The sequence below is a fragment of the Thalassotalea ganghwensis genome, from assembly GCF_053485795.1.
On the sequence record NZ_JBQRUM010000020.1, the window covers coordinates 25,352 to 38,387 of the forward strand.

The window sequence follows — 13,036 nt, forward strand, 5'->3', positions numbered from 1 at the left end:
ACAATCCTAGTGCAGAGTTTGAGGTTTATCGTTTGGTTCGGGTGGTGTACCTAGCTCTGTAAAACATAACAAAGCTGACATACGCACATATTCTAAAATTTCAAAGTACGCTTGCTCGGTTGCTTCATCGTGGTCAAATTCATCTGAAAGATTCGCAATTTCGCCAAAGTCTTTGAGAACTTCTTTGACATCATCAGACAACACCGCCCGATTTTTTTGCTGTAAACCAAAGCCAAGATTATACCCTTGAACCCAAGCGGCAATAGCATTACCACGCTCTTCAATTGATTCATCATCATCAGGGACAAGCAAGCTAAATGAATAACTATCATCTAAAAGATTTTGCCAAATCTGACTAAACATCAACTTGATGGTCACTTTGAGTTTATTCGGCAAGCCTTCGCCATTGTTCAACATATCATTGACCAATGACAGGTAGTCGTTACTTTCGAAAGAATATCCTGCGCAGATTAACCCTGTTAATACACCATGAATTTCAGCGCCATGTGCTTTGACATTTTCCGCAGTAATAATGGCTTGTACAGTAGCAAAATCGATTAAAGATTCGTCAGACATTAAAAAATATAAACCTTGTTCTATTATGCCCTATATCGTACCACTGCCTGTAAATTGAAGCTAGACAGGAAAAGTGCAATATTCGCGTGTTATTGCTTGCATCTGAAGATCGTCCTCGTTATAGTTTCCACAAAATGCGTGTTATCAAATGCAAAGATGTTTTGCTAATTAATTTAATAACATAGCACATAAATGACCTTTTATTGTTTTACTATAGAGATGTTATCTGATTATGAGTTCGCATAGCGTAACCATTGAAATTGCTAATCGCCGTATGAAAGTGGCTTGTCCTCAAGGACAAGAATCAGCGTTGTTGCAAGCAGCTCATGAAGTAGACACTCGAATAAAACAGGTTCAAGAACAAGCAAGCACCACGAAAACCCCAGAACAAACCTTGCTAATGACTGCGTTAAACTTAGCTCATGATTTGTTACAATCTAAACACCAGCTTGAACAAGAAAAACTCGCCATGCAAAATCAAATCGATTTGCTACAAAATACCATCAAGCAAGCCGTCAGCAACACCAAGAAGAAAGCGTAGTACAGGCAAATTTGTCTAACTTGCGGTTTACTTGACAATTAATCAACGAAATTCGTTTACTATCCAAGCAAACAACACAAACATTGATTTAACCCCTTAAAACTCTCATTAAGTTTAGCTATACTATGGGTTAAGTCTTCTGGGATGTTTGTATGTTAACTATGTCCCTGAGCCGATAAGTTTTACCTAAGGAAACTTATTACTGGCTATTGAGCAAGCCCAGCTCGTACTGGGAAGCCTACGGCCAATATGCAGTTTCCGCCCTGAACACACGGTGTTCAGGACTAATGTTGACGACGGCATTCTGGAAGTCTTACTCATCACGTTAAGGTGATCACCTTAAAATGAATTAATAACACATTTCTGAACTTACTCCTTTTCAGCAAACTCAGGTTATGCACAGTGATCTTCATTCTTATAGTTTTTTGATTATTAATAACCTCAGCTCTGCATAATAAATGCATTTCTAACACCTATTTTTAATTACTTCTGCGTTATATTGTTGTGAAATAGCTGACTATTCCTACAACAATACGCCTTGAATTCAGTAAAAAGTAGCTTGCTAGAAAGACGTAGCTAGCTTAAATGTATGATTTTATTGCCTTCTTGCTAATTCTTATACAAACCTAAGGTTAAATAATTTAACTCGATTTCTTACTTTGGTATCATCAACACTTTAAAGCATGTTGCGAGCCACATAGAATTTGACTTATCACAACAAATCGATTGGATTATTTGATTCAGGTGTCGGTGGACTATCAATCACTAAACGTGTTCATGAGCTTATGCCGAATGAATCGTTAATTTATTTAGCAGATAATCAATTTGCACCTTATGGAAGGTTGTCAGAGCAAGAGATCATTAATAGAGTTAACACTATTGCTGATTGGTTTGTTAAACAAAATGTTAAAGCGCTTGTGTTGGCGTGCAACACCGCAACAGTAAATGCGATTGATCAGTTAAGACGGCGGGTTTCAATTCCTATTATTGGTGTTGAACCAGCGATAAAGCCTGCAGTAAAACACAGTAAGACACAACATGTCGCGATATTAGTTACCCAAGCGACATCCACCAATCAACGTTTTCTTTCATTGATAAAGCAACATCAACATAACGCCAAGGTGCATATTATTGCATGCCCAGGTTTAGTTGAGATTGTAGAACAAGATAAAGTGGGTAGTAATGAATGCCATCGCTTATTGCAACAATATCTTGCTCCTATAGAGCAATACGATGTTGATACCATTGTCCTTGGCTGTACCCACTACCCCTTTCTAAAACATGAAATAATCAAACGTATTGGTGAAAATATTGAATTGGTTGAAACGGCAACACCTGTTGCAAAGCAACTGGCCCGGCAATTAATTGACCATAAAATTGCCACCGTTACCGCTAGTACTGGCAGAATATCTTTTTATGCTACCAACACCAATATCGCTCAAGAAAAAATATTTTCGCATTTGTGGCAAAACAAAATCACCTTGAAAGACGCAACTATCTAATTGAAATATAAAGATTAAATAGGGAAATTTACCTTTCACACAAATAAAACCATAAAGACATTTAGACGTCTAGGCGTAAAAAAACTAGCAAAAAAAAATTATCACGTTAAAATTGAATTTAATAAAACTTGTGGCAAGTGCTTTGCATCTTGGCATCACATTCGTTTTTACTATTTTACTGAGGTTATATGTCTAGACATTACTTTACATCTGAGTCCGTATCTGAAGGACACCCAGATAAAATTGCTGACCAAATTTCTGATGCAGTACTAGATGCAATTATCGCGAAAGATAAGCATGCTCGCGTAGCTTGCGAAACTATGGTTAAAACCGGTGTAGCAATTATTTCTGGTGAAATATCAACATCCGCTTGGGTGGATTTAGAAGATTTAACCCGTAAAGTCATTTGTGATATTGGCTATACTTCATCAGATGTCGGTTTTGACGGCGAAACTTGTGGCATTATGAACTTAATCGGCCAACAGTCGCAAGAAATCGCACAAGGTGTTGACCGTGCAGCTCCCGAAGAGCAAGGTGCTGGCGACCAAGGGCTAATGTTTGGTTACGCAACCAATGAAACAGAGACATTAATGCCTGCGCCATTATACTACTCTCATCGTCTCGTTGAGCGTCAAGCCGAAGCTAGAAAGTCTGGCGTTTTACCTTGGTTACGCCCTGATGCAAAAAGTCAGGTCACGTTTATTTATGAAGATAACAAACCAGTAGCCATTGATACGGTTGTCTTATCTACTCAACACAACCCTGATATCAAGCAAGAAGATTTGCACAATGCGGTAATGGAAAACATTATCAAGCATACACTTCCAGCAGAGTTACTAACGCCTGAAACCAAGTATTTTATCAACCCAACAGGTAGTTTCGTTATTGGTGGACCTGTCGGCGATTGCGGCTTAACGGGAAGAAAGATTATTGTAGATACCTATGGTGGTATGGCTCGTCATGGTGGTGGGGCATTTTCTGGTAAAGATCCGTCAAAGGTTGACCGCAGTGCTGCTTATGCAGGGCGTTATGTTGCAAAAAATATCGTAGCCGCGGGTTTAGCCGATCGTTGTGAAATTCAGGTCAGTTATGCAATTGGCGTTGCTGAGCCAACGTCTATTTCAATTGAAACCTTTGGCACAGGCAAGGTATCTGAAGAAAAACTGGTAGAGCTCGTCAGACAAACGTTTGATTTGCGCCCTTACGGCATAACCAAGATGCTTGATTTGCTGCATCCAATGTATCGTCAAACCGCGGCATACGGCCACTTTGGTCGCGAACCGTTTGAAATGACGGTAGGAGACGACACCTTTACGGCTTTCTCATGGGAAAAAACCGATAAAGCAGACGAATTAAGAGCCGCTGCTGGCTTATAATCCTCAGCATATTAATCTAAAAAACCTCACTTTGTTTATAGTGTAAAAAGTGAGGTTTTCTATTCAAACTATTTTACCTAAACAAAAAACTTACCTAACTGACGATAATTGATACAGCGTGTATTAACTATTGTTTTGTTGAGCTCTAGTATTTATCGTTGTTAAAAAATAAAAAGCAGTTCCAACCAATGCTACACCAGCAAGTGCTTGCCAATGAAATACGTTGGTTTGTGTTACCGCCCAAAGGCTAATAAAAATGGCTATTGGGGCCATTAAAATGATGGCAGTGTTGAAGGTTACCATGCCAGCTTTTTTACGCAGTATTGGCAGCGCTGCTATCGAGCCTATATAAGCAAGTAAACGCGCTAAGGTACTTACCGCAGCTAGCGCCAAAAAATCGTCCCAAAGCGAGATTAAGATAGCTCCGACACCATAAAATACGATGGAATTAGCTGGTGTACCCCAACGAGAAACAGCGCCAAACCAAGCAGGTAATAAACCATCATCAGCCAAAGCTGGCGGCATACGACTTGCCGATGTGTGACCAGCGGTAAGATTAGCGAGCACACTCAAAACAATCGTCGCAGCAATTAGCAACGCACCAACATCGCCCCAATATTCCCCTGCTAACGATTTAAGGGGTGCTTGTGAACCGGCTCCTGCAATTGCGCTATGACTATACGCCCATTGCAAACCAAAATAGATCAGCGTAACCAAAGCGAAACCTAATACCAGTGCACGTGGCATAGTACGTTTCGGATCTTTAGTTTCTCCTGCAGGAACCGTTGCATTCTCAAAGCCAACAAAAGCGTAAAGTGCCGCTAAAGCAACGCCCTCGACTGCGCTAAATTGAGGAAGGATTATAGCCTCCTGAGACGAAGCGGCACCAATACCAACTAACATTAACAGTAACAATGGCAAGAGCTTAAATATTGTCATCGCACCTAGTACAACGATAACTCGTTTGATACCGATGACATTTATCAAGGTAATACCACCAAGTACGCAAACAATTAACACCACTTTCGCTGAGCCTTCACCTACTGCGGGCCATAATGGAGCCGCGTAAGCGACTAAAACCAAGACATTCGCTCCTTGACTAATTAGTCGAGCGGCAAAAAAACTCCAGCCAACCACAAAGCCAGGATAAGCACCAAAAGCATCACCAACATAACGCTGAGGTCCACCAGAAAGTTCAGTCACTTTTGCCAACTCAGCAAAACATAGCACAATTGCCATTACCAGTACTCCACCGAGAAGTAATAGCCACGGTGAAAACATGCCAACAGCGTTATATAGCACTTCAGGCAAGCCAAAGATGCCAGCACCAATGAGTCCATTAACCACAATAAAAAGCACGCCAAACGTCCCCATATCACGACGGTACTTAGCATGTAACTTCTCCATCAAGATCTCCTTGTTGTGGCTAGAGGTGCTCATAAACGTAAAAGACTGTTAGCTTTGATAAAAAGCTAACAGTCTTCAAGTGAAATTCCAATAACTATATATGTAAAATACAAGCCGATTGGTGCTAATTGTTATTTAAGTTATCCAATAATTGCTGTGCTTCAAACTGCTGTTGTGCATCGCCCATTTCGACAACATCGAGCAAAATCACTTCAGCATTCTCATTATCACCTATTTCAATGTATACCTTAGCAAGATCTAACTTAGCCGCGATACCGTTATCATCTTCATCATCAACGTCAAGTTCATTGCCGTCCATAGAAAACTCTGGAAATTCATTTAAGCCAACATCAATGTTTTCTTTTTTATAAGGTTCTGTTTCCGGCGCATCCAATGAGTCCGATAAGAGAGAATCAACCGAAATGAAATCTTCTTCATTTTGATCGTCTGCTTGCTGAGTCTCTTGTACCTCATCAATTTCATCACCAATATCAAATGTATCAGATAAATCTTCTTGCTCATCTTGTCCTGCTGGTGCTTCTTCTTCAATATTGGCGAGCAACTCATCAAAATCTAAATTGTCCAATTCTTCGATATCGTCGATTTCGTTGCTGGTATCCTGCTGCGTTTCAACTTCTTCACTGTCATTGAGTAGGTCAGCAATGACGGCTTGATCATTAAAATCAGGATGTTCTTCTAATGTTTCGTGCTGGTCAGCCTCTTCATCAAGCAACTCTGATAATGCCGACTCATCAAATGTAGCCTCTAACCCTGCTAAAATATCATCGTCTGATTCTTGCTCACTGATTTCATTTGACGACGTTATTTTTTCGCCATCGTCATTGTCACTTGTGTCACTACCTTTAGACGAATGGCTTTCAACATCAGCAAGAATTTGTTCAATATCAATCTCTTGATCGTCTTCGCCTAATGTGATTTGTTCAGATTCTTCTAACGCATCAGTCAGTAATTCGTCTACTTCATCTACTGCAGGAGTTGCTTCTGTCTCTTGATTTTCACTTTCCGCTAAAATTGCATCGATATCAATGTCATCAGTATCTTCAACATCATCAGTGCCTAGCTCATCAATTTGCTCCTCAACCTCTTGAGCCTCCATTGATTCGCGTTGTGCGATAACATCACTAAAATCCATCGCTAAAAATGGCGCGACATAGTCTTCGGTGAAGTTATTAATTAACTCAGCATTTTCGGATTGAACTTGGTCATCAGTATCACCTGTCGATTCTTCATTAACGTCAAGGTCACTAGCAAGTAATGCATCGATATCATCAATATCTTCTGTGGTAAGTTCTTCGTCGTCTACAGTAGTTTCTTGCTGAGCATTACTTTCTTGCTCAAACGGCTCTGGCGCTGCACCAGCAAGTAATGCATCAATATCATCGGGATCTGAAATTTCTACTTCGCCACCAATGCCTTCTAACAAGGCATCAATATCATCAGGGTCACTTAGCTCTGCTTGGCCATCATCTTCAGCTGGAACCTCTATTTCGGGCTCAGCGGCACTAACCGAATCCATTAACGCATCAATATCATCAGGGTCACTTAGCTCTGCTTGGCCATCATCTTCAGCTGGAACCTCTATTTCGGGCTCAGCGGCACTAACCGAATCCATTAACGCATCGATATCGTCCGGATCACTAAGCTCTGCTTGACTATCATCTTCAGCTGGAGCCTCTATTTCGGGCTCAGCTGCACCAACCGAATCCATTAACGCGTCAATATCATCTGGATCGCTTAGCTCTTTCTGACCATCGTCTTCAGGGTCAGGCTCAGCTGCACCAACTGAATCCATTAACGCATCGATATCGTCCGGATCACTTAGCTCTTTCTGACCATCGTCTTCAGGATTAGGCTCTGGCTCAGCTGCAGCAACTGAATCCATTAACGCATCGATATCGTCCGGATCACTTAACTCTGCTTGGCCATCATCTTCAGGCTCAGGGTCAGGTTCAGCTGCAGCAACTGAATCCATTAACGCATCGATATCATCTGGATCGCTTAATTCTTTCTGACCATCGTCTTCAGCTGGAACCTCTATTTCGGGCTCAGCCGCACCAACCGAATCCATTAACGCATCAATATCATCAGGGTCACTTAGCTCTGCTTGGCTATCATCTTCAGGTTCAGGCTCAGCCGCACTAACCGAATCCATCAGCGCATCGATATCGTCCGGATCGGTTAAATCTTCTAAATCATCGCTATCATTTGACTCTGGTGCGGATGCCATTGAATCCATCAGCGCATCAATATCATCAGGATCTGTTAACTCTGTTGTTTCTTCTTGAATATCTTCGATGGTCTCTTCAATATTCGCACTGTCGTTGAGCAGATCATCAAGCGAGTCTTGATCTAGTTGCCCACCTTCTAGCGCTTCATTATCACCATCTGTTGTGTCACTATCCGGCTTTTTTTTGTTATCCTCAGCATCATCACCTAAATCTGATAACAATGAATCTAAATCATCTTGATCAAGCTGTCCGCCTTCTAATGGCTCACTATCGCTATCTAGCGATATTTCTTCTAAATCATCGAGATCATCTAAGTCATCAAGATCATCTAAATCTCCTAGATCATCATCTAAATGAATAACGTCATCTTCAAGTAATTCGGAGCTTAGCGAATCAAGATCATCGCTGAACAAATCACTGTCATTGTCTTCATCATTTTCTGATAGATCAATGGCAAGCTCATCATCAAGTGATAACTCATCATCAAGCGACAATTCATCATCGAGTGATAATTCATCGTCTAATGACAACGAAGCATTTTCAGGAACTTTTACTTCAACATCAGCTTCTTCTGATTCTTTTACCGATTTACTCGCTGATTGTTCTGATTTCGTATCACTTGTTTTGCGTCGCGCTAAAAACCAATAACCTAAGCCTCCGACCAGAGATAGTGGTAACAGGATCATCAACGCTAAAAAGGTGTTGCTAGCTAAAAAGCTCTGATTTTCTAATTCAGCTTTTTGCTTTTCTAATAACAGTCGCTGCTCTTCAGCCTCAGCTTTCTCCAATAATGCTTGCAACATTTCATTGGCATTATTCATTTGAACTTCAACTTCTTTGCCTTTTGCCACTTCATCCTTCATCGTGGTTAATTGATCATCAAAGTTGTTGAGTTTCTCTCTTAATTCTTGGTTTTCCCTCAAGATAGCTTGCAGGCCGTCAATTGAATCAAGAACATCGTTTTGAATCGTTTCTAGCTTTTTACTTTGGCCACTGCCAAACTCTTTGAGCTGTTCATTAATTTCACTTTTCGCAGCTTCTAAATCTTTCTTATTAACAACAAGTTGCTCAGGTTTTGGTTTTTTAACCACCTTACCTGTCGTCTTATCTAGACTTTCATCATGTTCTTGCGCCTGTTTTTTGGCATAAAGCGGATCAATTCTGCCGATCTCGACAATAGACGGCAATAACAACATCTCCCCATCTATCATCAAATTAATATTGTTATCTTTAAAAGCATGCGGGTTTTTAATAAATATTGCCTGCATGACCTGATAAACCGTAAATTTCGGATCTGGCCGATTGGTTATCGCAATATTCCACAGGGTATCTTTTGAAGTAATAGGACCGTATTCACCAAAGGCATAAGCATCACTGCTTTGCGCACCGCGAATTTGTACTCCACTGTCTTGAAACGCAATAGTTGATGCGCTGAATACGCTAATGCTGATAAATAGCACCTGCCACAGGCACAGGTATAACAGTCGTTGCATTAATATTTCCCAAACATAATCGTTTCATTGCCAATTATTTGGCAACACTTACCAAAGGTATTTGAAGCAATCTTTATTCCAACTATCACTATCATACCAATTCTATCGAGAATGTCTTTCAAAAAAAGTGACTATAACCATAGTGGTCTAGTTGACCTTTCATATTGACTTTAGCTTCCGATAAAATGAATTTTCAACAAGTACCAAACGTGTAGCATCGCAAGACGGTAATATTTCCTAAAGGGATATCGCACTATAAAATACCGTTCATGCTCCAATGCCAAGGTACTAGGCCATTAAACAAAAAACCTGTCGTCATTATAACGACAGGTTTTAAAATTTCTTTAATATTTCTGAGTGTTAGCTAAAAAATAAGCGTTAAGATAAGTGCTCAGAAATAAGTAATTCAGCGATTTGGATACTATTAGTCGCTGCGCCTTTACGAACATTATCAGCAACAATCCACATATTAATGCCGTTGTTATGGCTAACATCTTCACGAATACGGCCAACAAACGTAGCATCAACACCACTTGCTTCACCAATTTGAGTTGGAAAATCTTCGTCTTTTTCACAAACTTCAACACCTGGGGCTTGCTTCAATAACGCTTTGACTTCTTCTGCTGAAATAGGTTGTGCTGTCTCTATATGAACGGCTTCTCCATGCCCGAAAAATACAGGGACACGAACAGCGGTAGGATTAACACGAATAGTGTCATCACCCAATATTTTTTGAGTTTCCCAAACCATTTTCATTTCTTCTTTGGTATAGCCATTATCAAGAAATACATCGATCTGCGGAATAACATTAAACGCTATTTGACGAGAAAAAGCTTTAGGCTCTATCGGTTTACCACTGAGTAAATCCGCACATTGCTTGGCTAATTCATCCATTGCTTCTTTACCTGCGCCTGACACTGACTGATACGTACAGACGTTAATACGTTCAATACCTACAGCATCATGAATAGGCTTAAGCGCTACCAACATTTGAATGGTAGAACAGTTAGGGTTAGCAATTATGTTGCGGTTACGATAGTCAGCCAACGCGTGTGGATTTACTTCTGGAACCACTAAAGGAATGTCTTCTTCGTAGCGAAAATGTGACGTATTGTCGATAACAATACAGCCCGCATCAGCAGCGATCGGAGCAAATTTTGCTGATGTTTCACCACCAGCCGAGAAAAAGCCGATTTGCGCTAAGCTAAAATCAAAGGTATCAGCATCGATAACTTCGATACTTTCACCATTAAATTCAATTACTTCGCCAGCTGAACGCGCACTTGCTAAAGGGTATAATTTATTAATTGGAAAGTCTCTCTGTTCTAGAATTTCCATGATGGTTTTACCAACCAAACCTGTTGCCCCTAGTACGCAAACATCAAATTTTTGTGCCATGCTCCTCTCTCTTTACTCTTCACTATACTTTGTTTGAAATCCAAGGTGATGCCAAACATCACTTTGCGCTTTTAATGTCATGTTAACGGTCACTGCGGAGAACTCTCTACGAGCGGGATAAGTCTTCCGAATGTGATCAAAACCATGACGCTCTATCTGTTGTCTAAAAATACCATCATCGCGGCGGACATCGTAAACTAATTTTACTAATTGGTTTAGTAAAATATCATTAAATTGCTGATTAATTGTCACCAATGGAATGGTGGCAGGCATTAAAAAATCAGCCAATGATTTCGACACTGTTTTACCTAACTGTTGGCATAATGCCTGATACAACATTTCTGTGCCACGAGCTTTTCCTTCTAAGCTATAACCAGCTATATGGGCAGTGGTTATATCACAGTAAGGAATCAGTTGTTGGCAAATATCTGGTTCACCCTCCCAAACATCTAATACCACTTTTAGAGAATGACCAGAACGCTTTAATGCTAAAAGGGCCTGATTATCAACAACCTCTCCTCGACAAGCATTAATTAAAATTTGTTGCTCAGAAAGCCGATTAAGCTGTTCTTTACCAAGTAGATGAAACGTAGGATGCTCTCCCGATCGGGTCAAAGGAACATGCAATGAAATAACATCACAGGCTAAAACATCGTCCAAAGAGTGAAAAACGCGATTATCTACACCACTTTTGGCGCGAATGGGATCGCATAACTTATACGCTATTCCAAGCGCATCTAACTTCTCTGCTAGGCGTGTACCGGTATTTCCTGCGCCAACAATGCCAACCGTTAACTCGGATAATGATAGGGTGTAACGTTCAGCTAACACCACTAATGCACTGAGCACATACTCTGCAACCGAAACCGCATTGCAACCTGGTGCAGAGCTAAAACGAATATTACGGTCGTTGAGATACTGTTGGTCAATATGATCAACACCAATTGTCGCTGTGCCAACAAATGATAAATTAGAAGACTGCTTTATCAGTTGGCGATTAACTTGGGTAATAGATCTCACCAGGAGTACGTCAGCTTCAATAATATCCTGTTGACCCAACTCACGCCCAGAAAAAGGCACAACGTCACCAAAACCTTGAAAAAATTCTACCGCATAGGGCATATTTTCATCGTAATAAATCTTCATATCACTTTAAATTCACATAGTAATGGGCAAAAAAAAGCCGCTAACTTTCGTTAACGGCTTTTCGATAGACCGTTAACGTCTATTTGTATTTCTTCATCACTAAAGTTGCGTTCGTACCACCAAAACCAAAGCTATTAGACATCGCCATATTGATTTCAGTTTCACGAGTTTCAGTGACAATATCCAAACCTTGTGCTTGCTCATCTAACGTTTCAATATTAATTGAAGGGGCAACAAAGTTGTGCTCCATCATTAACAATGAATAGATTGCTTCATGAACGCCAGCTGCACCTAAAGCATGACCTGTCATTGCTTTAGTCGCACTTATGGCTGGAGAGTCATTGCCGAAAACTTCTTGAATTGCACCCAACTCTTTAACATCACCAACAGGCGTTGACGTGCCATGAGTATTTAAGTAATCCACTTTACCTTCAACACCATGCATTGCTTGTTGCATACAACGCACCGCGCCTTCGCCACTTGGCGCAACCATATCATATCCATCTGACGTTGCACCATAACCAACAATTTCAGCATAAATATGAGCACCACGTGCTAAAGCGTGTTCTAATTCTTCTACAACAAGCATTCCGCCGCCACCAGAGATAACAAACCCATCGCGATCAGCATCATAGGTGCGTGAAGCTTTTTCTGGCGTATCATTGTACTTTGAAGACAAGGCGCCCATGGCATCGAACATCATAGCCAATGACCAATCAACTTCTTCACCACCACCGGCAAAAACAATATCTTGCTTGCCTAATTGAATTAACTCCGCTGCATGACCAATACAATGGGCACTGGTAGCACAAGCAGAGCTGATAGAGTAGTTGACACCTTTAATTTTAAAAGGCGTTGCCAAACACGCTGAACAGGTGCTCGACATGGTTTTGGGTACGGCATAAGGACCAACACGTTTTACGCCCTTTTCACGTAACGTGTCTGCAGCTTTAACAACGTTATCTGAAGAAGCTCCGCCAGAGCCAGCAACAATACCCGTTCTAAAGTTTGACACTTGCTCTTCTGTTAACTTGGCATCTTCTATCGCTTCTTGCATTGCCACATAAGCATACCCTGCCGCATCGCCCATAAAGCGAATTGCTTTACGATCAATGTGCTCTTTAATATCAAGTGTCGGGTAGCCCCACACTTGACTTCTTAAACCTTTTTCTTCGAAACTTTCAGATTTTGTGATCCCTGAACGTCCTGCTTTTAAAGACGCTAGAACTTCTTTTGCGTTATTTCCAATACTAGAGACAATACCTAAACCGGTAATTACGACACGTTTCATTCAATATACCATTAAAATTTTTTAAAAATACGGGCGTATCATACAGACATTTTAACA

The 13,036-nt window shown here is 40.7% G+C and carries 9 protein-coding genes and 1 other RNA gene; 4 read left to right on the plus strand and 6 right to left on the minus strand.

Features of this window, described 5'->3' with window-relative positions; all coding sequences use genetic code 11:
* Positions 1 to 6: 6 nt before the first annotated feature.
* Positions 7 to 576 (minus strand): UPF0149 family protein, encoded by a 570-nt coding sequence (locus tag ACSLUH_RS16830; RefSeq protein ID WP_448569135.1) that lies wholly within the window; start codon positions 574 to 576, stop codon positions 7 to 9.
* 232 nt (positions 577 to 808) lie between these two features.
* On the opposite strand from ACSLUH_RS16830, the gene ACSLUH_RS16835 reads away from it, so the two are divergent.
* The 4 genes from ACSLUH_RS16835 (at position 809) to metK (ending at position 3,995) form a co-directional block, all read left to right on the plus strand.
* On the plus strand, positions 809 to 1,117 hold the full coding sequence (locus ACSLUH_RS16835; RefSeq protein ID WP_448569137.1) for a cell division protein ZapA: 309 nt from the start codon (positions 809 to 811) through the stop codon (positions 1,115 to 1,117).
* Positions 1,118 to 1,250: 133 nt separating this feature from the next.
* Positions 1,251 to 1,432, plus strand: a non-coding RNA gene (gene ssrS, locus ACSLUH_RS16840) — 6S RNA.
* A gap of 389 nt (positions 1,433 to 1,821) precedes the next feature.
* Positions 1,822 to 2,619 carry a glutamate racemase gene (gene murI, locus ACSLUH_RS16845; RefSeq protein WP_448569139.1) on the plus strand — a complete coding sequence of 266 codons (798 nt, stop codon included), beginning with the start codon at positions 1,822 to 1,824 and terminating at the stop codon, positions 2,617 to 2,619.
* Positions 2,620 to 2,807: 188 nt separating this feature from the next.
* Entirely contained in the window at positions 2,808 to 3,995 is a 1,188-nt protein-coding gene (gene metK, locus ACSLUH_RS16850; RefSeq protein ID WP_448569141.1) for a methionine adenosyltransferase, read from the plus strand.
* A 123-nt stretch (positions 3,996 to 4,118) separates the two neighbouring features.
* Here the strand turns inward: metK and ACSLUH_RS16855 are convergent, their stop codons facing one another.
* From ACSLUH_RS16855 to fabB, 5 genes are all read right to left on the minus strand, one after another.
* Complete coding sequence (locus tag ACSLUH_RS16855) at positions 4,119 to 5,402, minus strand: APC family permease (RefSeq protein WP_448569143.1); 1,284 nt, start codon at positions 5,400 to 5,402, stop codon at positions 4,119 to 4,121.
* 124 nt (positions 5,403 to 5,526) lie between these two features.
* Positions 5,527 to 9,144 (minus strand): FimV/HubP family polar landmark protein, encoded by a 3,618-nt coding sequence (locus ACSLUH_RS16860; protein ID WP_448569145.1) that lies wholly within the window; start codon positions 9,142 to 9,144, stop codon positions 5,527 to 5,529.
* A 378-nt stretch (positions 9,145 to 9,522) separates the two neighbouring features.
* Positions 9,523 to 10,542 (minus strand): aspartate-semialdehyde dehydrogenase, encoded by a 1,020-nt coding sequence (locus ACSLUH_RS16865; RefSeq protein WP_448569148.1) that lies wholly within the window; start codon positions 10,540 to 10,542, stop codon positions 9,523 to 9,525.
* Between the two features lie 12 nt (positions 10,543 to 10,554).
* Complete coding sequence (locus ACSLUH_RS16870) at positions 10,555 to 11,688, minus strand: 4-phosphoerythronate dehydrogenase (protein ID WP_448569150.1); 1,134 nt, start codon at positions 11,686 to 11,688, stop codon at positions 10,555 to 10,557.
* A 79-nt stretch (positions 11,689 to 11,767) separates the two neighbouring features.
* The gene (fabB, locus tag ACSLUH_RS16875) at positions 11,768 to 12,979 is read right to left on the minus strand and encodes a beta-ketoacyl-ACP synthase I (RefSeq protein ID WP_448569152.1); all 1,212 of its coding nucleotides are present in this window, start codon (positions 12,977 to 12,979) and stop codon (positions 11,768 to 11,770) included.
* Between the last annotated feature and the right edge of the window lie 57 nt (positions 12,980 to 13,036).